This window comes from Pseudomonas sp. HP_01 (assembly GCF_055284355.1).
Genome location: NZ_JBTOPV010000045.1, coordinates 164,183 through 185,567, shown reverse-complemented (window position 1 = coordinate 185,567; position 21,385 = coordinate 164,183). Strand labels below are relative to the sequence as shown.

17 protein-coding genes and 1 pseudogene are annotated in these 21,385 nt (G+C 52.6%); 6 read left to right on the top strand and 12 right to left on the bottom strand.

Annotated elements, in window-relative coordinates:
• Positions 1–249: 249 nt before the first annotated feature.
• From ACYAR8_RS20770 to ACYAR8_RS20725, 10 genes and pseudogenes are all read right to left on the bottom strand, one after another.
• Positions 250–835 (bottom strand): annotated as a pseudogene (locus ACYAR8_RS20770) (aldehyde dehydrogenase family protein); the annotation flags it as partial.
• Between the two features lie 281 nt (positions 836–1,116).
• Positions 1,117–1,929, bottom strand: a complete 813-nt coding sequence (locus tag ACYAR8_RS20765; protein ID WP_463580952.1) for a DMT family transporter — start codon at positions 1,927–1,929, stop codon at positions 1,117–1,119.
• Positions 1,930–2,494: 565 nt separating this feature from the next.
• Positions 2,495–3,976 carry an NAD-dependent succinate-semialdehyde dehydrogenase gene (locus ACYAR8_RS20760; RefSeq protein WP_463580917.1) on the bottom strand — a complete coding sequence of 494 codons (1,482 nt, stop codon included), beginning with the start codon at positions 3,974–3,976 and terminating at the stop codon, positions 2,495–2,497.
• 216 nt (positions 3,977–4,192) lie between these two features.
• Positions 4,193–5,272 (bottom strand): tartrate dehydrogenase, encoded by a 1,080-nt coding sequence (locus ACYAR8_RS20755; protein WP_108120883.1) that lies wholly within the window; start codon positions 5,270–5,272, stop codon positions 4,193–4,195.
• 241 nt (positions 5,273–5,513) lie between these two features.
• Positions 5,514–5,795 carry a hypothetical protein gene (locus ACYAR8_RS20750; protein WP_074886275.1) on the bottom strand — a complete coding sequence of 94 codons (282 nt, stop codon included), beginning with the start codon at positions 5,793–5,795 and terminating at the stop codon, positions 5,514–5,516.
• 364 nt (positions 5,796–6,159) lie between these two features.
• On the bottom strand, positions 6,160–6,525 hold the full coding sequence (locus ACYAR8_RS20745) for a cupin domain-containing protein (RefSeq protein ID WP_074886278.1): 366 nt from the start codon (positions 6,523–6,525) through the stop codon (positions 6,160–6,162).
• The gene (locus tag ACYAR8_RS20740) at positions 6,522–6,821 is read right to left on the bottom strand and encodes a hypothetical protein (protein ID WP_463580916.1); all 300 of its coding nucleotides are present in this window, start codon (positions 6,819–6,821) and stop codon (positions 6,522–6,524) included. Before ACYAR8_RS20740 ends, ACYAR8_RS20745 begins: the two co-directional genes overlap by 4 nt.
• Before the next feature lie 68 nt (positions 6,822–6,889).
• Entirely contained in the window at positions 6,890–8,191 is a 1,302-nt protein-coding gene (locus tag ACYAR8_RS20735; protein WP_463580915.1) for an NAD(P)/FAD-dependent oxidoreductase, read from the bottom strand.
• Between the two features lie 12 nt (positions 8,192–8,203).
• On the bottom strand, positions 8,204–8,947 hold the full coding sequence (locus ACYAR8_RS20730) for an HAD-IA family hydrolase (protein WP_463580914.1): 744 nt from the start codon (positions 8,945–8,947) through the stop codon (positions 8,204–8,206).
• A 140-nt stretch (positions 8,948–9,087) separates the two neighbouring features.
• The gene (locus tag ACYAR8_RS20725) at positions 9,088–10,224 is read right to left on the bottom strand and encodes a glycine betaine ABC transporter substrate-binding protein (RefSeq protein ID WP_463580913.1); all 1,137 of its coding nucleotides are present in this window, start codon (positions 10,222–10,224) and stop codon (positions 9,088–9,090) included.
• On the opposite strand from ACYAR8_RS20725, the gene ACYAR8_RS20720 reads away from it, so the two are divergent.
• On the top strand, positions 10,190–11,047 hold the full coding sequence (locus tag ACYAR8_RS20720) for a LysR substrate-binding domain-containing protein (RefSeq protein ID WP_463580912.1): 858 nt from the start codon (positions 10,190–10,192) through the stop codon (positions 11,045–11,047). The genes ACYAR8_RS20725 and ACYAR8_RS20720 overlap by 35 nt on opposite strands.
• A gap of 389 nt (positions 11,048–11,436) precedes the next feature.
• Positions 11,437–12,315, top strand: a complete 879-nt coding sequence (locus ACYAR8_RS20715; RefSeq protein WP_463580911.1) for an alpha/beta hydrolase family protein — start codon at positions 11,437–11,439, stop codon at positions 12,313–12,315.
• Positions 12,316–13,178: 863 nt separating this feature from the next.
• Here the strand turns inward: ACYAR8_RS20715 and ACYAR8_RS20710 are convergent.
• Positions 13,179–13,520 (bottom strand): hypothetical protein, encoded by a 342-nt coding sequence (locus ACYAR8_RS20710; RefSeq protein ID WP_463580910.1) that lies wholly within the window; start codon positions 13,518–13,520, stop codon positions 13,179–13,181.
• A gap of 79 nt (positions 13,521–13,599) precedes the next feature.
• Here ACYAR8_RS20710 and ACYAR8_RS20705 point away from each other — a divergent pair, with 79 nt between their 5' ends.
• From ACYAR8_RS20705 to ACYAR8_RS20695, 3 genes are all read left to right on the top strand, one after another.
• On the top strand, positions 13,600–14,637 hold the full coding sequence (locus ACYAR8_RS20705; protein WP_463580909.1) for a DNA cytosine methyltransferase: 1,038 nt from the start codon (positions 13,600–13,602) through the stop codon (positions 14,635–14,637).
• Positions 14,638–14,931: 294 nt separating this feature from the next.
• A complete protein-coding gene (locus ACYAR8_RS20700; protein WP_463580908.1) occupies positions 14,932–17,889 on the top strand; it encodes an ATP-binding protein in 2,958 nt (985 codons plus the stop codon).
• Complete coding sequence (locus ACYAR8_RS20695) at positions 17,882–19,591, top strand: response regulator receiver domain (RefSeq protein WP_463580907.1); 1,710 nt, start codon at positions 17,882–17,884, stop codon at positions 19,589–19,591. Before ACYAR8_RS20700 ends, ACYAR8_RS20695 begins: the two co-directional genes overlap by 8 nt.
• Before the next feature lie 52 nt (positions 19,592–19,643).
• On the opposite strand, the gene ACYAR8_RS20690 is transcribed toward ACYAR8_RS20695, so the two are convergent.
• Complete coding sequence (locus ACYAR8_RS20690; RefSeq protein ID WP_463580906.1) at positions 19,644–20,033, bottom strand: plasmid mobilization protein; 390 nt, start codon at positions 20,031–20,033, stop codon at positions 19,644–19,646.
• Between the two features lie 464 nt (positions 20,034–20,497).
• Here ACYAR8_RS20690 and trbJ point away from each other — a divergent pair, with 464 nt between their 5' ends.
• Positions 20,498–21,292: a P-type conjugative transfer protein TrbJ gene (gene trbJ / locus ACYAR8_RS20685; protein WP_463580905.1), complete on the top strand. Its 795-nt coding sequence runs from the start codon at positions 20,498–20,500 to the stop codon at positions 21,290–21,292.
• The last annotated feature ends 93 nt before the right edge of the window (positions 21,293–21,385 follow it).

The window sequence follows — 21,385 nt, the reverse complement described above, 5'->3', positions numbered from 1 at the left end:
TAATTCTATAAGCTGATACCACGAAAAATACCATTAATGGAAAACTGTTTTCGCACGCTCGGTATTACTAACGCGGTGTGGTTAGCAGACGGAAACTCGATCAAGTGCCGCGAGTAGTCCACATTGGATCTCAGACTGATAAGATCATCATTGGTAATGTGCAGTGTGATAGACGCCTTGGTGCCCACAGCCACCTATCGCAAATTTCCCATGATTGCTTGTACCCCTCTGTTGTAGTTGTCGGAACTGGTTCAGGCCGCCCTGACACAGGTATTTGATGTGCATGTAGTCCTCAAGGCCGTAGCGTGAACCCTCGCGGCCATACCCCGATTCTTTGACACCCCCAAACGGGGCGGTCTCTGCAGCAAGAGCCCCTTCGTTGATGCCCACGATCCCCGAATGGAGTGTCGTTGGCCATTTCGATCACTTGCGCTTCAGTCGTGAAGCGGAAAATGGGGGCCACGGGGCCGAATGTCTCTTCGTTGCAAAGCTCCATTTGCGAGTTCGCATTGATCAGCACTGTCGGCGCGTAGTAGTTCGGACCGTCTGCGACAGCGTCGCGGATGCGTAGACCTCCGGTGGCGATTTCTGCGCCTTTTGAAACAGCGTCATCCACGTGGCGGGCGATCTTGTCGATGGCGCGGGCGTTGATCATCGGACCAATCTGAGAATCGCTGTGGGAGGCTGGCCCAACCTTGAGCGCGCTGACTCTTGCCACCAGCTTTTCAACGAATTTATCGTGAACAGCGCTCTGCACATAGATCCGATTGGGGCACACGCAGGTCTGACCGCCGTTACGAAATTTGGAGACCATGAGGCCGTCCACTGCAGCGTCGCCAGCCAACTGGGGTACGGCTCATTAGCCGCCTTTAGCTGAGCCTTTAAACGTTCTCCGGGCTTGTCCCCAGGTGCTGTCCGAGCAACAACAACGTAGCGGATCAGAAAGAGCCAGAATATTTTGATTGCCCTGACCCCGCTATGCGGCAACCACTCCGTAGCTCTATTGGCCCGCTTCATCGGCAAACGATTCGGCATGTCTCAAATATAGAAGCATCAAGCATTGGGCCGTACAGGCCGGCTCGAGTCCATGGCCGCTTGCTTGCTGCCTACAATGGGTCATTCGGTCTGCCGAGATAACGCCATAGAGGCAGCTACCAGTCCCGCTCCTACCCATATGTACCACTGCATGCCAAAGCTGAGGTATAGGGCTAGAAAAGCAGTTGATAGCACGGGGATCGAATAACTCAGGATCGCTACATGCTCGTGATTTGCTTTTTTCATGGCGTAGTCCCAGAGGTAGAAAGCACCTCCCATGGGACCCAGGCCCATGTACAGAATCGCACCGGCCTCCCCGGCGGTCAGGCTGGGCCAAGGATTCGATGCCCTGAAGAGAACGAGGCACGCAACCCCGGATACGATGCAAAATAGGCCAACGGAAGCGCTGCGAACGTCTGGATAGCGTTTGGCAAGTAGTGAGTAACAAGCCCACAGAAAAGCCGACAGTAGTGCCAGCCCGTATCCCCAAAGGTCGCTGCTGCTGGGTACCTGATGCGGATTGCAGCTGATAATGGCTCCAATGAAACCGATTGCAGCAGCGATCAATGTACGCTTCGACAGCTTGCGGCCCCGTACTACGAGCGGGGCCATGATGACGATCAGAACCGGCCAAAGATAGTGAATGAGGCTCACGCCGATAGGCTCTGCTAACTGCAGAGCGTAGAAATAAATCACGTGATACGTAAGCATGCAGAACGTACCTACCACGAAAAGTGTTTTGGGCATCGCCCATGATCTGATCCAAGGCAGACCGATAATGCCACCGATCAGCAATGCTGCACCTGTGATGAACATGGGGGATACGTTGGCGCAGAAGGTGACGCTAACGGCCAGCGTGCTCCAGATGATCACCGCTCCAATCGCACAAAGCATATTAGTCGGTATACGGAAGGTCGATGCAGCTGCGTTTGACATCATAGTCAGCCATGGCAGGAATTAAAAAAACTCAAGCCCTTCAGAGGCTTGAGCCGTTATGTATCAAGTTGAGCAGCAGATTGCTTACGCTTTGAATGCTTTTTTATGAGCTTCGAGCCTGTGCTGCACAACACGGCCGACGCCATTAATGACGTAGAACCCTCGTAATTTTGAGAAAATTGATATAAAAATCAAACAGTTACAAATAAGACCTACTCCCATTCGAACATCAACAATAGTTAAAACCACTTAAATATCATATGCTTACTTTAATTCTATAAGCTGACACCACGAAAAATAACATTAATGGAAAACTGTTTTCGCACGCTCGGTATTACTAACGCGGCGTGGTCATTGGTTAGGAGACGGAAACTCGATCGAGTGCCGCGAGTAGTCCACATTGAATCTCAGACTGATAAGACCATCATTGGTAATGTGCAGTGTGATAGATGCCTTGGTGCCCACAGCCACCTATCGCAAATTTCCCATGATTGCTTGTACCCCTCTGTTGTAGTTGTCGGAACTAGTTCAGGCCGCCCTGACACAGGTATTTGATGTGCATGTAGTCCTCAAGGCCGTAGCGTGAACCCTCGCGGCCATACCCCGATTCTTTGACACCCCCAAACGGGGCGGCCTCTGCAGCAAGAGCCCCTTCGTTGATGCCCACGATCCCCGACTCGAGTGCCTCAGCTACGCGCCAGACGCGTTTGACGTCCTGGGTGTAAAAGTAGGCCGCCAACCCGAACGGAGTGTCGTTGGCCATCTCGATCACTTGAGCTTCAGTTGTGAAGCGGAAAATAGGAGCTACGGGGCCAAATGTCTCTTCGTTGCAGAGCTCCATGTGCGAGGTCGCATTGATCAACACGGTCGGCGCGTAGTAGTTCGGACCGTCTGCGACAGCGTCGCGGATACGTCGACCGCCGATGGCGATTTCTGCGCCTTTTGAAACAGCGTCATCCACGTGGCGGGCGATCTTGTCGATGGCGCGGGCGTTGATCATCGGACCAATCTGAGAATCGCTGTGGGAGGCTGGCCCAACCTTGAGCGCGCTGACTCTTGCCACCAGCTTTTCAACGAATTTATCGTGAACAGCGCTCTGCACGTAGATCCGATTGGGGCACACGCAGGTCTGACCGCCATTGCGAAATTTGGAGGCCATGAGGCCGTCCACTGCAGCGTCTAGGTCCGCATCGTCAAAAACAATAAAGGGCGCATTGCCGCCCAGTTCAAGCGAGCATTTTTTCAAGGTGTCGGCTGACATTCGGGCCAGGTGTTTACCCACTGGCGTCGACCCTGTAAAGGTGATTTTGCGCACCCGTGAGTCAGCCAGCCAAGCATTTACCACTTCAGGTGTACGCTCTCGGGAGGCGGTCACAATATTCAGTATGCCTGCCGGGAAGCCTGCTTCCTCAGCCAGACCCACAAGCGCGAGGGACGTCAATGGCGTGTCTTCGGCGGGCTTGCAGACAACCGTGCAACCAGCTGCCAGTGCTGGCGCGATTTTGCGGGCAATCATCGCCGCCGGAAAATTCCAAGGCGTGATCGCCGCAACCACACCCACGGGTTCCTTGATTGCCGTCATGCGGCGACCCGAGACCGGCGCCGGGATCACATCGCCATACGAGCGCGTCGCTTCCTCGGCAAACCACTCGACGTAGCTGGCGGCGTAGACCACTTCGCCTCGTCCCTCAGCCAGCGGTTTTCCCTGCTCCAGCGAGATGAGTCTGCCCAGATCCTCCTGATGTTCAATAATCAGATCGTTCCAGCGTTTGATCAGTTGCGCGCGCTGTTTGGCAGGAGTGGCGCGCCAGGCTGCAAAGGCCGAATGCGCGGCATCGACAGCCTCACGCGCGTCAATGGCGTTGCTGTCGGGCACTTGGGCGATATAGCTGTCGTCGGCCGGGTTGGTGACAGACAGAAGCGCCTCCGGATCTCGGGTGGTCCAGCGGCCGCCAATGAAATTCTGCGTTCTGATCAGGTCGGTGCGGGTCAGTTTCAAGCTCATGTCGAGGTTCCTTAAATGTGTGTGGACGGGCTGGATCAGCTGACGATACCCAAGTGCCAGGGCACGAATGCGTGATCCCCAAGCCCCAACAATTCGCTCTTGGTCTAGGCCACTGAAGCAGCCTCCAGAATGTGTCGAAAGATTAGCTCACCCACTTGCTCAACCGACCACTCATCGTCAAGAATGAGACCGCAATTAATGTCGCTGTTTTCAGCTTCAGACCGCAGCAGCGATGGCCTTGCCCAGCGATTCAGTGTTGCCGGTGCCACCGATGTCTGCGGTAAGGGGCGCATTCTCCGGGCCCATCGCAAGCACGGTTTCGATCGCGCTAAGCACCGCGGCGCCTGCTTCGGGATGGCCAAGGTGCTCAAGCATCATTGCCCCGCACCAGATCTGTCCGATCGGGTTGGCGATGCCTTTTCCGGCGATGTCGGGCGCCGAACCATGCACCGGTTCGAACAGACTAGGGAAATTGCGCTCAGGGTTGATGTTGGCCGAGGGCGCGATGCCGATCGTGCCGGTGCACGCAGGGCCCAGATCGGAAAGGATGTCGCCGAACAAGTTGCTTGCCACCACCACGTCGAACCAGTCCGGGTGCAGGACGAAGTTCGCAGTAAGAATATCGATGTGGTACTTGTCGACGTTGACGTCCGGATATTTCTTGCCCATTTCCACGACGCGCTCATCCCAGTAGGGCATGGTGATCGCGATGCCATTGGATTTGGTGGCCGAGGTGAGGTGCTTCTTCGGGCGGCTTTGCGCCAGGTCGTAGGCGAACTTGAGGATGCGGTCGACGCCGATGCGGGTCATTACGGTTTCCTGCAGCACGATCTCGCGATCAGTTCCGGGGAACATCTTGCCGCCGACACTGGAGTACTCGCCTTCGGTGTTCTCGCGCACCACCCAGAAATCGATGTCGCCGGGTTTGCGGTTCGCCAGTGGGGCCTTCACGCCGGGCATGAGACGACAGGGACGCAGGTTGACGTACTGGTCGAATTCACGCCGGAACTGCAGCAGCGAATCCCACAACGAAATGTGGTCTGGCACTACGTCCGGCCAGCCCACGGCGCCGAAGTAAATCGCGTCGTAACCCTTGAGGGTGTTGAACCAGTCATCTGGCATCATCTTGCCGTGAGCCAGGTAGTAATCGGCGCTGGCAAAGTCGAACCAGTCCCATTGCAGTTCCAGATTGAATTGGGCAGCCACAGCGTCGAGCACACGTACGCCTTCGGGCATCACTTCCTTACCAATACCGTCGCCGGGGATCACTGCAATTTTGTACCGGGCTTTGCTCATGGATTCGACTCCTGGGTTGATTGGGTTATGGATTTCGATGTTTGCAGTGCCTATGGATTGATGATTACTCTTACTTGAAAGCCATTCCTGGTTTTTAGGAAATCCATGAGCAAGCTCGATGACCTGAATTTCTCTCTGGTTCTGCACTGGCGTACTCGGCGACCTGGAAGGGCTACCAAAAGATCACAAGCTTTGTGCGACATCAGATTGAGAGATTATTTGTCGCTTATCGCCGAACAAACTATTCAACTGAGTTGGTATCAGGACCATTTCTGGAGTGGTCTTGCCGACCGGAAGGAAGCGATGCTCTATGCTCCCAGAGTTTCAGAATTGCATCCATGCAAGCGCTGCTGGCGCGCGCGACCTGGCATGGATCCTCAGCCTCCTCTAGCTCGCGCATCAACCTGGCGATGTAACTGGCCAGCCACCTGGCGAGTGGATCGTCGTTTCGCTCCATCAACTCGGCGGTGAGATCAGCGCCTAGCTTTAAGCAATGGGTTTCATTTTCCAACAGCATGACCATGTCTTGACCTCCTTGTACTCAGGCAATCGAGTTGCCTGCGTCAGATGGTTTTTACAAGAAGGCCCGGCTCAACGTCCGTTGGCATCCAGGAACTGATACCAGCCCCCAACGAGCCAAACCACGGGCACCCGTAATGAATGAAAAAGGAATTCGGCTAGCTCAGTCCGCCCATATCAACCCCAGCTCCGGTATGTTCCTGCGAAGACTTCGGCCACGTGTTTGCCGATGCACGAAGACATCACCCCCTGTGCCGTTGTAGCCCGTCGCTTACACGACCCGATCATCCGGACGCCCCACCTAGGGCACGCTGTCGGCCGTCAAAGCCACAACCCCTGAACATTGATGACTGATCGCAGTTATCAGGTCAGGTAGGGCCCGCAGGCTTAAACACCACATAGACCTTTCTCAGCGTTTCTTGAATATCCCAGACACCTGAGGTATTTCGAGGAAAAAACAGCGTATCTCCACCTTTTATAGCTAGAGGTTCTCCATCACTGGGTGTGAACGTACAAACTCCCGTCAGGATATGCATGAACTCAGCTTCGGTTAATTGACGCTCAAATCGTCCCGGGGTGCATTCCCATATTCCAGTTTTGTTCTCTGCCGCACCGTCAAGGTGAACCTCCATGCCACTCATGTTTTGGGCGGGTGTGCCCAGCGGTCTTGAGGGCGCGCCAAGAGACTCCAAGCCATTTGCGACAGACGATTGAGCAATAATTTTTATATTCATGGCCAACCGACCGATTTGGATAGTGAGTGAATGGCTGAGCCGTTTCTAAAACGGTTTTGCCCCAGGTAGGGAAACGGTGCCCGGTGCTTCCAGAATTTCAGAATGGCGTCCATACAAGCGTTGCTGGCTTGCGCGACCTGGCCGGCATCCTGCGCTGGCTCCAACTCGCGCATCAACCTAGTGATGTGACTGGCCAGCCACCTGGCGAGTGGATCATCGTTCCGTTCAAGTAACTCGGCCGCCAGATCGGCGCCGAGCTTCAGACAATGGATTTCACTTTCCAACAGCATGGCCATGTCTTTACCTTCCTTTTTTGACGCAGACGAACTCATCGCCTGTATCCGAGGGTTTGTGCCAGGCCGGATCAACGGCCAATGGCATCCAGAAACTGATACCAGCCCGCAACCAGCCGAACCACAGGCACCCTCAAGGGGTAAAAAGGAATGCGGCGAACGCTGTCTGCCCGCATCAATCCCAGTTCCGGTCGGGTACCTTCGACGACTTCAGCAACGTGTTTGCCGATGTACGAAGACATCGCCACACCCGTGCCGTTGTAGCCCATCGCATACACGACCCGATCATCCAGACGGCCCACCTGCGGCACGCTGTCGACCGTCAAAGCCACCAGCCCCGACCATCGATGGCTGATCGCAGTCTCGGCCAACGTCGGGAACTGCTTAATCATCGCCCTATGAAGCGCCTCGTATGCAGTACTCGAATCATCGGTACCAAAAGCTCCGCGACCGCCGTACAGCAGACGGTCGCCAGCCATGCGAAACCAGCGCATCATTCGGCGGGTTTCGGTGTAGCTGCGAGCATGCCTCAGCAGCTGCAGCTCTTGCCCTGTCAGAGGTTCCGTTGCCAACATTGCTGAGCGAAAAGGCACCACACACTGGCGAACTGCATCTGTTGCAGAGGTCAACGTGGAATAGCCATTGGTAGCCAGCACCACCTGCTTCGCGGTGACCGTCCCATGCGAGGTGTGCACTACGACACCGTTCGCAACCCGGCGTATACCTGTGACCGGTGATGACTCACTCAGCGTTATGCCTTCTGCCTTTAGGCCACGGGCGAAGCCTCTTGCAAAATTCAGCGGGTGAAGCAGACCTCCGCCAGTGTCCAGCACCCCGCCGACAAAGTCCGGGGAGCCGGTCTCTTCCTGCATCTGCCTGGCAGACATAACGTGCAAAGAGCGCTCGCCCAGCTCGGCAGCCAACCAATGCGCCTCCTGTGCGCAGTACGCCAGGGAAGTCGCGTTGTGCGCGCAATGCAGGCTGCCATTCTTACGATACTGCGCAGCCTCCAGCGAGTAAGCCGTCACCAGCTCTTCGATATGTTCCACTGACTCAAGGGACAGCCGCCGCATGATCTGCGCCATCTCAAGGCCATGGCGCGCGGCGACTCGGCTCAGAGGCAGGCGGTATTTAGCCGACACTACACCACCGTTACGACCACTCGCTCCCCATCCGATCCGGCTGGCCTCCAACACAATCGGCGACAGTCCTTTCGCGGCCAGATACCTCGCTGTAGACAGTCCGGTATAGCCACCACCGACGATCACCACATCGTATTGATGATCTCCCTCCAAAGGCTTGAAGACCGGTGGATCGATGGCCGTTTCCTGCCACAGTGACGCTACATCCGGGAACAGGGGGCGCGCAGTCATGACGGGGCGTCCTTAAGAAACGCGGGCGGCGGGGTTAGCCAGTTCTGCTTCGACAGCATCTGCAAACTGCTGCATCGAATGGAAATGGAAGTCTGGCTTGGTGACTTTCGGAGGGACCGGCGTTGCGCCATAGCCTTCGATGTCATGGCGACGCTCAATCCAGCAGGTGGTGTAACCCGCTTCGCTCGCCACGCCGATATCGTGATACTGGCTCTGAGCGACATGCAGGATGTCGCGCTTCTGAAAGCCTGCTGCCGATTGACGCCCTTCGTTGAACGCGAAGTACAAAGGATCGGGTTTGTGAACGCCGGTCTCTTCCGAGGTCAGGCTGTCGTGAAACGGGTGACCCAGTGTGTACTGGTACGCCGAGAACGACGTGCGGTCGACGTTGGTCATGGCCACCAGACGAAAATGCTTGCGCAGGCGTGCCAACGCATCCACCGAGTCGGCGAAGGCAGGCCAAGACACCACTGACGCCTGGAAACGATCACCTGCCTCCTTGTCGCTGATCAAGCCCAGTTCGGCAGCAAAAGTCTGATAGATGTCGCTCATGGTGTACATAAACCGATTGGGCGCACGCATCTCCCCCCGATATACATCATCGGCACGCTTGTAAGCATCGAAGATCGCGTCATCCGAAATATCATGGGCCTTGGCCCCGCCAATATTGCGCACTGCGGCAAGGATGCCAGCTTCGAAGTTAATCAGTGTGCCAACGACGTCGAACGTCAGTACTTTAAAATCAGTCATTTTCATGATGTATCTCCTGACCAGAATGGTGGGGTTTGCCTTTGAAACAGTGAATTGCGGGCACAAGGGGGCGTCACAACGGCGCGACCGTGTGCCAGGTATCGATTCAAAAGGGTTGAAGCATCAGGCTGGGCGTAGTGCCCCGGTCAATTGAACATCGCAGCGAAGCGCGCTTTGTTTTTCAGGTAGTAAGCGTCCACGACCTTATCGGCGGAACTGTCCTTGGCCTCCATCTGCATCGCTTCCAGATCGCTCAGCGGTAGCGTGTAGTGCCTCAGAAATGTGGCGACCTTCGGTTCGTCCTTGGTGAAGCCCAAACGAGAAACCACGTGAATGTGCTCGGTGCCACCAAAAATCTGTTTCGGGTCGGTGAGGTAGCGAAGCTTCCATTTGGCGAACATCCAATGGGGGTTCCACGCGTTGATGATCGACCATTTTTCGCGACTCTGATCTCGCGCAAGCTCAGACAGCATGCCCGCCTCTGACGACGCCAAGAGTTTGTAGCCTTTCAGGCCGTATTCAGTGATGGCCTTTTCGGACAACTTGTACTGACCATTGCCGGCTTCGGCCGAGAGGATGCGATTACCGAATTTCTCGGCAATGCCGGGTTTATTCAGGTCCTCAATGCTCGACACTTCACTGGCTGGAATGCTATCTGGTATGGCCCAGCCGATCTTTCCGTCGTATATCACGCCGAGGTCTTCCACCTGACTGCTGTATTTCTCCCAGTAGGATTTATGAGCGCCGGGCAACCACACCATGGGAACGACATCGACGTTCTTGGTGGCCAGCGCCTGAAACTGAATACCCAGATCAGCCATAACCAGCTTGACCGGACGCCCGGTCTGATCCTCGATCGCTTTCGCCGCCAGCTTGGCGGTGATCTCCGCGTCCGCCCAGTTGATCCAGCCGATTCGGATAGGCGGCTGGTCGGCGCTGGCTGGCATCACATGCAACACTGAACACGCCATGACCGCTACTAAAACCTTGAATGCTTTCTTAACGCGCATTAGCTTATCTCCAGAAATTCGATGCAGCTTGGTAATGGCACGGCCGCAGAATCGAATGTTGGGGCAACGTAAGGGTAGTCGGTCGTGCCTGCCGTCCTGATGGCTATATGGCCATGATCGAGACGGCGTAACAAACAATTTATTGATCGACTTTGGATAACTTCTGGTAATGGAAAAGCTTCGGCGTCGCCTTCCTCCACTCAATGGCCTCGTGATTTTCGAAGCCGCCGCGCGTCTTTTGAGCTTTACCGCAGCGGCCAATGAGATCTGCATCACGCAAGCCGCGGTCAGCCGCCAGATACGACAAGTCGAAGATTTTCTCGGCCACGATCTGTTCGTCCGGGAGCATCGTCGCGTCAGTCTCACGGCCTCCGGTCGAAGGCTGTATGCCGCCGTTGATCAGAGCCTGGAGCGTATCGCCCAGACCGCGAACGACATCCGCAGCGGTACTCAGGAAGCGCTGACCATCACCGCCACCATCGGTTTTTCGACGTACTGGCTGATGCCGCGCCTGGAGGCGTTTCAGGAAGCGCACCCCGAAGTGCCGATCCGCATCCTGGCACTGGACCGCGAGGTGGATTTGCGCGAAGAACAAATCGATGTGGCGTTCACTTGCGGTGACGAAGGCCAGTCTCAACACATCCGCATGACTCGGCTATTTGACGAAAACATGGTGCCTCTGTGCAGCCCCGCTTACCTGCAAGGCAAACGTATCGAGAGCTTGGAGCACCTTGTGGGTGAAAGGCTTTTGCATCTGGATCACGAGCACTGGCGCGGTTTCAACTGGCCAGTGGTGGACTGGTCGACCTGGCTGAGTCAGATGGGCTATGAGGGGCCGCTACCCCCGTCGCGCTTTGCGTACAACAATTACGCACAACAGATCCATGCCACTTTGGCGGGACGGGGTATCGGGCTCGCTTGCGTCGGGATGCTTAAAAGCTATATCGACAGCGGGCAGCTGGTTCAGCCATTGGATCTGGAGCATCGCACCGCGCGGGGTTATTACATGGCGATCAATGAGGCGAGCAGCAATCTGGCAGCCCTGAAAATCTTTGAGGCCTGGTGGGATCTATCAGTGACCGGGCAAGTGCCTTGATCGCGAATGATCGGAGCCCCAGTTTGACGGCGGGGCTCGAAGGTCCAGCTGTGTGACTTGGCGCGGGAGTCTCCTCTGCCTTGACGCAATAGGGTTTACACCATCTGAGCGCCAGAGGTGCAGCTCACCGCCATAACATTGGTCAGAGTGAAATGGCAAAAATGTGTTCACGTAGCTAATTGTGTTGATGCGCCACCGATTAGTGAAGCTTAGGATACGCAAGGGACACCAATACCCTTGCCCAAGTGGAGCATGCGATGCCAAATGTCTTGCGTATCTGCGTAGTCATTGCGCTCGCCATGTTACAGGGGTGCGCGGTGTATCGAATGTTGCCTACCAACTGGACGCGGCCCGAAGGCCGTTATTAGTGCAACGAGCGCTACCTCGACATGGTCAAGGAATATCAAGAGCCCCTGGCCAAGAGCTTGGTCGACCGCTTGCAATTGGCCAAGGCCGGGTACATCTATGCAGTGGCTTCCGCACTCTCATTGCAAGGTGAAGAGCCTAAGGAGGTCTTTGACTTCGATAGGCCAGTAGAGCTGACACAACTTGGCCTGGAGAGAGATCTGAGTAGCGGCTTCCAGGCCGTGACCTATTTATATACCCCGAAAGATCCCGCACGAGCACCGGAAGTGGTCATCGCTTTTCGCGGTTCTGACCAAATAAGGGATTACCTGCTGCACAATTTCTGGATCTGGCCAATACAGCTAACGGACGCCATCAAATACGTAAAGGACACCGCAGCAGATCCTCGTGTCAAAGGCAAGCGCATCGTAGTCACCGGCTATTCGCTCGGTGGTGGCCTAGCGGCCTACGTCACCAAGGATACGCAGACCAGCGCATTGATCAGCCAGGCTTGGGCGTTCAATCCCAGTCCTAGAGAACTAGAGGCAGGCACCGACCCAAGAATTTATCTAGTGTCTACCAAATATGAAGTGCTGAACGAACTCGACCGCAGCCGTATCGGTGCACTGCCTGAACACACCGATATGAGTTTCCAGTTGCTGAAATCCAGCTCCATTTATTCCCATTACCGCTGGGTGCTCGCTCGGCAAATGCTGATATATGCCGACTTCGCCGACTACGTAGCGTCGGGACGAAAGGACACCACCACCGAACCGCTGAGTATCCTCAGCAGCCAAAGCAATGAATTCTGTGCGCCGGATACCCACGCCGAAATCGTCAGTTCTCGGAAGCGTTATGAAGCCGATCGCATGCTTATTAAGTTTGAGGACAATACGACCACCGACGCTGCGCTCCAGAATTGAAGCGCAGTGCCGAATGATACTTCTAGAGGACGCCTGTGCCAGAGCAACCTCAAATGCCCGACGAATCGTCGGTTGATCTACGGTCAAATAGGGCTTGCTGTGGTCAAGAAACAAATGTCCCAAGATCGTCTGTACGATCTCCACATCACCTGTTGCAGCCAGCACCTTTGCCGCCATTGACCGCCTCCCGCTATGGGACGATCCCTGCTTAATACGGGCCTGGCGGTAAAGCCTGCTGAACGTCTATTGCAAAGCATCACAGGGCCGGTAGGGCACTGACTCACTACTCAACTGGCGGTGCTTGAATGCCAACTCAAAAGCCTGTCCCTTATCCGTCGTGACCAGCTTTGGGCCTAGGCGAAACCCTCGGTACTCATCGACGCAGAAATCCCCCAACGGCGGCGGTGCCGTATCATAAGCCAATCATTGAACGCGGCAAGACATCGGGCATGTGTCTGCTACACATTGCGCGGTCGGTAGCCCTTCAGGGGGCAGATAGCTTGCACAGCGTGAGCTGTGAGCCAGCACCGCAATTGTCGCCGAATCAGAACTGCCGAAAGCAATAACATCCTCAGAGCGGCTAAGCACCGTTGATACCATGTCGGCATCACCCAACCGAACATGGTATCGATATAGCTGACTGAGGATGCCTACGCTGCACACCACGGCCAACGCCATTAATGACGTGGAAACTCTCGTAACGTTGATAATATTAATATAAAAATCAAACACTTAAAAATTAGACCTACTCCCACTCTATTATAAAAAAGCTCAAAAACCCCCATGAATTACGGAGAAAAAGCCACCTTAACTATAGAAATACCATGAAAAATACCACGCTTCATTAGCCTAGCGCATAATAATCATTTCGACCCAAACGCCGCTGAGATTTGGCGCAATACGATGGTCTGCTCCTCCGGGCTGCCTGCGAGAAAGACCTCTGTAAGTAATGCCAACGCATACGATGGATCAGCACGAAACTGTTCAACCATCGCTTCATCATGAGATCGGTCTAGCATTATCTTTTCCTTATGTAGAGAGCATTTGCTCACCATCTCGACATCCATAAGCACTGATACTCGACATGAAGGCACGACTGTGGGCGGTAGCTGGGCGGCGTTCTCATCACTGGTTACCGGTAGCTGAGCTGACTTTTGAAGGGGCAAAAAACCACAAAAATCTAGACTCCACAGCCAGTTACGCATAGCATCACCGCAAACCACCGCCTCAGTTACCTGTCCCTAATCTGGGTGTAGGAACACTCTTAACCGTCAGGGAAATCGTATGCCTCCGCGCGCCCAAAAGCCAATCGCTCTGGATCTATTCTGCGGATCCGGTGCTGTTTCCTTGGGGTTGAGACAGGCTGGATTCGAGGTGGTGGGCGCTGTGGATTATGAAGCAGGGGCATGCCGCACATACCGTGCGAATCATCCCTCAGTGCGCTTGCTGGAGAAAGACATTCGACAGGTAAACCCTGACGACTTCGCCGATCTGATCCCCTGCAAGCTCGACCTTCTAGTGGTATGCGCACCCTGCCAACCCTTCAGTAGCCAAAACCGCCACAAAAGCGCCAACGACAGTCGAAACGACCTAGTAGCAGAATCCAAAAAATTTATCCTACGCTTCAGTCCTTCGTTGGTTTTCCTTGAGAATGTTCCAGGGCTGGCATCGACTGATATTTTTGACGAATTTACGTCATGGCTTCGAAACGAGGCCGGCTATGAAGTGGCAGACCCGATGCGTGTTGATGCAGCTGAGCTGGGAGTACCCCAACGGCGAACTCGGATGATACTGGTTGCAGCTAAGGGAGTTGATCTGCAAAAAGCGATTAGCATTGCCAGAGTCAGCAAGACGACCGTTGGCGAAACTATCAGCGACTTGCCTGTGCCCCCAGTAGGCCGAACAGCCGTCGGAACCGACCCACTGCACTACGCGCGCAAGCATTCGCCTTTGAACATCGAGCGTCTACGCCATATTCCCATTGACGGAGGCGGTCGAGATGCTCTACCCCCACATCTTCAGCTTGCCTGTCACAAGAATGCCAAAAAAAGCGCGTTTTCAGACACCTATGGCCGAATGAAATGGTCTGATGTTGCCCCAACACTTACTACTGGTTGCACGGACATAACCCGGGGCAGATTTGCTCATCCGGTGCAGAACAGAGCCATCACCCTAAGAGAAGCAGCTAGACTGCAGACCTTCCCCGACGACTATGTCTTTCATGGCAATGCCAGCCAAGTAGCGATGCAGATCGGCAACGCGGTACCACCCAAAATGATGTTTGGTATCGCATGTAGCCTAAAGGCAGCACTCAACGCTTGAAGCGCCGTTCAGGCGCTCTACACAATTTCCGCATCAGCACCCGTCACCGTATGCTTTGGCAGCATCGTCCCGTTCACGGTACGATTCCAAAAGCCATGGGGCGATGGCTTCTGCCGAGCCATTGATCCATCGGTTAGCAGACGCTAGATACCGTACCGGAAGGTCGCGACGGCGCGAGCCCCCAAAAGGATCATCTGCCAAAATCGGAGCTGGTATTGGTGGCTCGCAGTCCAATATTGATAAATCTAGGGGCCTTTAATGACACAGCTCAGGGTTAGAGCTAGAGCTGTCGACATGCTCGGTCGACAGCAGATCGCTGGTATTCCCAATGCGATCCATGAGTTGTTTAAAAACGCGCATGACGCCTATGCGGAAAGAGTCGAGGTCGATTACTTCAGGCGAAACCGCGTGTTGGTTCTGCGTGACGATGGATATGGCATGACCCGTCACGATGTTGAAAACCGTTGGCTCACTCTCGGCACAGAATCCCGGGTCAACGCCAATAATTCAAAGAATGGCTCTGATGACGATGAATGGCGGGGCCCTAAGAACCTTCCAAAGCGCGCAATCATGGGGGAGAAAGGAATAGGAAGGCTGGCGATTGCGGTAATCGCACCAGTTACAATCCTCATGACGAGGGCTAGCCGTCCTGACGGATTGAAAAATCTAGTGGTTGCGCTGGTACATTGGGGGCTTTTTGAGCAACCAGGTCTTGATATTAGTGCAATTGATGTTCCTCTGGCTGAATTTCCTGATGGAACATTGCCGACCCGTGAAGACATATGCCGCCTCGCCGATAGTGTTGCCAAAAATTTAGAGAACCTAAGGGCCGAGATATCTTCGGAAGCCTTTACTGAGCTGAGTGGAACATTGGAACAGGTCAGGACCATTGGACCTGACATGCTAGATAAAACACTAAATGCACAAAGTGATGGCAGCCTCAGAGAGGATCCACTTTCCCTCTCAGGTAACGGCTATGGCACCACATTTATCGTCCTTCCAGTTGCTCCAGAGCTAGACGACGATATAGATAGTGGCACCGACCGTGAGTCATCAAAGCTTGAAAGAAACCTGTTGGGCTTTTCGAACGCAATGTCCACACTTGAACCAGTTATAAAGACTGAGTTCAGAGACCATCTAGCGGATGGACCGCATGAACGTATTGGTCCCAAAAGCTTTTTTACCAGCGAAGACTTCAACCGAACCGACCAATACTTCGAGGGTAAATTCAATGAACAGGGTCAATTCGTAGGCACTGTTTCAATCTATGGAAAACCTCGCCCCTATGTATGTAACTGGATAGATGGCAAAGGGCGAGCGCCTAGGTGCGGCCCCTTTTCATTCAGATACGGATACGTTCAAGGTAGGCCGACCGAATCCCGACTAACCCCGGCCGACTGGCAAGAAATGTCATCTAAAACCGACCGAGTAGGTGGTTTGTATATTTATAGAGATGGAATCCGAGTTTTGCCTTATGGCAACTCTGATGTGGATTGGCTAGATATTGAAAAGCGCAGAACTTATTCAGCGAAGGACTGGTTCTTTTCATATCGCCGAGGTTTCGGCTACGTCGAGATAAAGCACTCCGCAAATGGGTCACTGACCGAGAAAGCAGGTCGAGAGGGTTTCAGAGAAAATCTTGCATACCGCGATTTTCGTTCTATTCTAGTTAACTTCTTCAAACAATTAGCTTATGAATTTTTCAGAAACACCTCACCTCAGGGTGAAGACTATACCGAAGGAAAGGAGCTTTTTGCAGCACAAGCTGAGCTACTAAAAAAGCAAAAAGCAAAAGCGGACTCTAGAAGAAACGAATTTCAAAAACATTTGGATTTATTCTTTGAGCTTTACAACTCTGGACACTTTGAAACCGAATCGAGATCCATTTTAGACGACCTTTCGGAAAAAATAGAAACGTTATCAAAAATAAAATCAAATGAAGAGTTTGCGTACAGCGCTAGGCTTCTTGAAGCGGACATAAAGCAACGCATAGCAAAGCTCACACGCCAAGCTCAGCTTTCACTACCTAGAGGGCTCCAGCTGACCAGGCGAATGCAAAAAGACTGGTTCGCATATGAAGAGGTATCCAAGCAACTAGCTATTGAAACCTTGGATAGCCTCCGGAGTGAAGCGGACCAGATAATCGCTAAGGGAAACAAAGGGCGCATTGCCCTCTCCGAGCTAAGGGCCCTAGCTCTCCAAGATATTGAAAGAGAGAAAGATGCGACAGTACGAGATCTAGTCTCTCTTCGTCGCGAAGCCGCAAATGCTAGTGAAAAAATGCAGAGCACAGTTCAAAACGTACTGAAGGAAGAGTTTTCTGAACTGCGCGCCAACATGGAAGAGCTTATCAGCGATTTCACTAAAAAATCTGCCGAGCACCCTGAAAAACTAGATGCCCTGCGTCGAGAAACCGAACAAAAAATTACCGCACTAAAGTCGCACGAAAGCAGTTTACTTGAATCGCTGAAGAGGCAAATGATAGAACTCTCGGACAGTGTACAAATTCGTGAGACCTTAGACGATCAGCTTGGAGCACTTGAATCACGAAATCAACTATTAGAAGAACAAGTTGAATTTTACTCAGACTTTGCCCAAATGGGTATGTCAGTCGGCATTCTACAACATGAGTTCGAGGGTGCTGCTCGCGGCATACGCAGCGCTATGTCCGAGCTTAAACCCTGGGCTGATAAAAACCCACCTCTTGCCAAAATCTACAAAAAATTACGTGACCACATCGAACACTTGGATGGATACCTCAAAGTCTTAGACCCGCTAGGTCGCCGAATGCACCGTTCGACAGTGGACATATCAGGAAGCGAAATCCTAAATGTCATCCGTAATGTATTCGAGGAAAAACTTTCCTCTTCTAATATAAGGCTTGAGGCCACGCTTCCTTTTAGAGGATTTAAAGTAAGCTGTAAATCCTCAGCCATTATAGGGGCGTTTATAAATATAGTGGATAACGCTATCTACTGGCTCGACAGCCGCGCACAGGGCGAAAAAATAATAACACTGGATGCGGACACTGAAGGCTTCCAGATATCAAATAACGGACCGGGGATCGAGGAGCGTCTGCAGCGGCGAATATTTGAGTTTGGCGAAACCCAAAAAGCTGGAGGAAGAGGAATGGGCCTTGCTGTAAGCCGCGAAGCTCTGAGTCGTGAAGGCTTTAGCATTGAGCTCAACCGCTCGGGAATTAACCAAAACCCTCAGTTTAAGATCTACTCGATGGACATGAATGATGAATAATATGGAAAGTGTAGCGGCAGCGGCTGAAGTCTCTCCTCCAAGCTCTAATGAAATCTGGAGCGAGCATATTCAAAGTGCGGTTAAAGAGTTCCTAAAAACTGCAGTGGTCATAGACAACGAACCGTGGGTCAAACAAAACCACATAGAAACCTCTATGCCAGAATCCCCAGATAACGGGCTAGGGGAAGACTTACCCGAATTAACCATTCCAGATGCCGTCGCGTCGGAAAATCGTCACGACCTGGATGTTCGCGCAATCTCTGATGATTTCGCATCAAAAGGGATAGCGTGTGCCTTTGTTCTGCCAGATGATAATGACACCCAAGATGTAGAGAAGATTAACCGTGCGGAAGCTGCCGCTAAGGTCTCAGACTTAGTAATCATAGACTGGTATCTGAAAAAGCAAGATGAATCACTAACACTCCAGATACTTCAGAAGATATCTGAATCAGATTCGCTTGAAAATGGCAGACTGCGACTTATATGTATTTACACAGGCGAACCATTAAAGAGCGAGATATTTAACGATGCTAAAGAATATATTCACAAGGGCGGCATTCATCTTAGCGACCTTGATGATGAAGGATTCTGTGCAGTAGGCGCCAACACTATAGTTATCATGAGGAATAAGGCGACAACCTCGGCCTCAGAACTTCCATCTGAGCTCATCAAGGTTTTTTCGCGATTCGCAGATGGTTTGATTCCAGCTTTTTCGATGGCAGCCGTTGGTGCCATTCGCAAAAGCGCGCACCATATGCTTACAAGATTTGGCAAATGGCTAGATGCGGCATATGTTTCAAACTATATAATTACCAATCCTCCGGGTGATGTTTCAGAAATGTTACGAGAACTATTCGTAGCAGAGTGCGATGCCGCACTGGGAATAGAGTCCGTAGCAGATCGCTTCCTTGATTTAAAACCAATTTCCAAGTGGCTCGCAGCCAATGAAAAAAACATCCAAGATCAAACCGCCGGCAAGAAAAGTATTGATTTTGCGCTACTTGATGAAATGCTCAGGAACGGCATTAAAGATGACAACTACTTTTACGGCGACACAAATGAAATAAAAATAACCAAAGATCATCGCCATCTTATTTCTTCAGCCTTGGCAGGTTCTCATGACGATTCAAAAAAATCCCAGCATGAGTTTGCAAGGCTAGTAGCTTTGAAAAGAGAAGCATATGGACGCTCCAAACTTCATGGGACTGACGCCTGGCGCCCTTCTCTCACCACAGGCACTTTGGTAAAACACAAAGTCAAAGATGCACAAACCGACGACAAGGGCGAAACAACACCTGAAATTTTTGAGTACTTGATTTGCCTAACCCCAGCATGCGACACCCTTCGACTAGAAACTGATACACCTTTTGTTTTTCTAACCGCAAAAATCGAGAACAAAAGATATGGTGTTGTTCTTAAAGAGAGTAGCGACGAAGAGACTCTACTGAGTCTAGACTCGAAAAGGCCTGTTATCAGGACTTTCTTCTTTACACCAGATTCCTCTGTCCAGCGCGTTTTAACAACGAAATCCGAGGACGAAAGCTTTAAGCTCCTTGACTCTGAGGGCAAAGAGTTTCATTGGCTCGGAGAAATCAGATACACGCGTGCCGCAAGCGAGATGGCAGGACTGGTACGAAACTGGATGAGAATCGGAATCGCAGACTCCGAATACCTGAGACTGACAGGACAGGGAAAAACCTAAGGTCATCTAGGCCATGCTAGGCTGCTCAATGCAGCCTAGTGTTTTGCCATCGTCATTTTCGTGCATAAACAATCGCGCTCATTGCACCAACAATCAAAGTCTGTAACCTTCGAAATTCTATCATTACATTTTCAACATCAACCGGATGCGCCCCCTGCCCCCGCTTCTCTGCAAGCCATAACTTCAATAGACCTGCAACTCTGCCAAGATCACCGCTTACCTTTACAAGTTCGAGTACAGCGTCAAGATCGGCTCGTGCTTGAATTGGTGTATTTAGACCAACAGCTCTCAAAAAAGCGGCGCTCGACATCCCCGCTGCGGCTGCCTTCCGTGTCAGTTCCACCTTCTCCTGCGCGTCCACCCACACCTCGATCCGCTCACGCCGTGGACGCGTTCCCCGAGAGCTCTTTTTCGGCTCATTTGCAACGTTTTCCGAAGACATTAATCCCTCTCTTTGATTTCTTAGTCGCGGTAGCGGCTGTCAGCCTCGCAGAGCAAGACACCGTCGAGCCGCAGGTGAGTAAGGGTGGTGTTGTACCAGTTCGGGCTTGCCCGTACCGGTACAACACACATCTTGCCGTCTGAATATATGCAGCTCAAATAAATTTAGGGCAATTTTCGGTTCTTTACAGCATTACATAGCCAAAAATCTTCTCACCCCAAGCTTTTATACTTGAGTTGCCTTGAGTTGCGTTTAATTTCGCTAAATTGCACTAAATTGCCTTACTTAAATACTGTCACACCCAATCACCCACGCAGACCAAGGGCGCCTCCCCTCTGTTGATTTCGGTAGACTTTTGGGACTCTCCAACCAACTGAAGGCGGATAGAAAACTATCCGCATATTTATAATCGCTCCATATCAGTTAATAATCAAAGCTCGAGCTTCACAGATGAGGAATTCGATATGGAGCTGAAATCAGGAAAACCCTTGGCTTATGCCTCCCGAAAGTTAGGTCGAAACGTAAGGCTTGCTATCGTGATGGCAAGCACATTAGTCGGAGTGAGTATTTACACTGCGCCCTCCCCTGCTTACGCCATCTATTGCGCAAATTGCTCGACGCTCTATCAACAGATGTTCGAGTACGCCGAACAGGTCAACACCGCCCTAAACACAGCCGAGCAACTTCAAACGCAGATACAGCAGTACCAAAACATGGTCACACAAGGCACTGGTCTACCCGATTCGATGTTCGGGAGCATCGCTGCCGACCTTAAAAGTGCGGTCAACATCTATCAACGTTCGCAGGCATTGGGCCGTCAAATAGAGAACATGGATATACAGTTCAATACTGCGTTTCCAGGCTTTGAATCCTACCTTCAGCAAGCGGCAAACTCGGCACAAACTCCGATGCGAGATCGCTATAAAGAATGGTCGGAGCAAGGCCGCGACAACGCCAAAACAGCACTGGAAGCGGCGAACCTCAATACGAGCACTTTCCAATCAGAAGACGCCCTACTCCAACGCATGGTGGCCCGTTCGCAAAGTGCCGCAGGACGGATGCAAGCCATTCAGGCGGGCAACGAAATAGCTTCGCAGAACGTGCAGCAACTGCAAAAGCTGCGTGATTTGGTGGCCACGCAAATCAATATGCAGGGCAATTACATGGCTCAGCAAGGCGACCGAAAAGCCGCTAGCGAAGCAGCCGAGCAGCAATTTGAATCGCGTGAAAGTAAACGCGGCGGTGTGAAGGGGTACTGAAGATGGTTATCTCGAAATGGGTCATGATCCTCATTTGCGCCGTGGCCGCGATTGTGAGCTCAGTTGCCACTGTGGTCATTCAAGGCGATAGCG

What these genes read in the sequence shown, in the direction of transcription:
- ACYAR8_RS20765 (WP_463580952.1), bottom strand. Translation starts at nt 1,929, where the DNA reads ATGCTTTGTGCGATTGGAGCGGTGATCATCTGGAGCACGCTGGCCGTT.
- ACYAR8_RS20760 (WP_463580917.1), bottom strand. Translation starts at nt 3,976, where the DNA reads ATGAGCTTGAAACTGACCCGCACCGACCTGATCAGAACGCAGAATTTC.
- ACYAR8_RS20755 (WP_108120883.1), bottom strand. Translation starts at nt 5,272, where the DNA reads ATGAGCAAAGCCCGGTACAAAATTGCAGTGATCCCCGGCGACGGTATT.
- ACYAR8_RS20750 (WP_074886275.1), bottom strand. Translation starts at nt 5,795, where the DNA reads ATGGTCATGCTGTTGGAAAATGAAACCCATTGCTTAAAGCTAGGCGCT.
- ACYAR8_RS20745 (WP_074886278.1), bottom strand. Translation starts at nt 6,525, where the DNA reads ATGAATATAAAAATTATTGCTCAATCGTCTGTCGCAAATGGCTTGGAG.
- ACYAR8_RS20740 (WP_463580916.1), bottom strand. Translation starts at nt 6,821, where the DNA reads ATGGCCATGCTGTTGGAAAGTGAAATCCATTGTCTGAAGCTCGGCGCC.
- ACYAR8_RS20735 (WP_463580915.1), bottom strand. Translation starts at nt 8,191, where the DNA reads ATGACTGCGCGCCCCCTGTTCCCGGATGTAGCGTCACTGTGGCAGGAA.
- ACYAR8_RS20730 (WP_463580914.1), bottom strand. Translation starts at nt 8,947, where the DNA reads ATGAAAATGACTGATTTTAAAGTACTGACGTTCGACGTCGTTGGCACA.
- ACYAR8_RS20725 (WP_463580913.1), bottom strand. Translation starts at nt 10,224, where the DNA reads ATGCAGATCTCATTGGCCGCTGCGGTAAAGCTCAAAAGACGCGCGGCG.
- ACYAR8_RS20715 (WP_463580911.1), top strand. Translation starts at nt 11,437, where the DNA reads ATGGTCAAGGAATATCAAGAGCCCCTGGCCAAGAGCTTGGTCGACCGC.
- ACYAR8_RS20710 (WP_463580910.1), bottom strand. Translation starts at nt 13,520, where the DNA reads ATGCGTAACTGGCTGTGGAGTCTAGATTTTTGTGGTTTTTTGCCCCTT.
- ACYAR8_RS20705 (WP_463580909.1), top strand. Translation starts at nt 13,600, where the DNA reads ATGCCTCCGCGCGCCCAAAAGCCAATCGCTCTGGATCTATTCTGCGGA.
- ACYAR8_RS20700 (WP_463580908.1), top strand. Translation starts at nt 14,932, where the DNA reads ATGCTCGGTCGACAGCAGATCGCTGGTATTCCCAATGCGATCCATGAG.
- ACYAR8_RS20695 (WP_463580907.1), top strand. Translation starts at nt 17,882, where the DNA reads ATGAATAATATGGAAAGTGTAGCGGCAGCGGCTGAAGTCTCTCCTCCA.
- ACYAR8_RS20690 (WP_463580906.1), bottom strand. Translation starts at nt 20,033, where the DNA reads ATGTCTTCGGAAAACGTTGCAAATGAGCCGAAAAAGAGCTCTCGGGGA.
- trbJ (WP_463580905.1), top strand. Translation starts at nt 20,498, where the DNA reads ATGGAGCTGAAATCAGGAAAACCCTTGGCTTATGCCTCCCGAAAGTTA.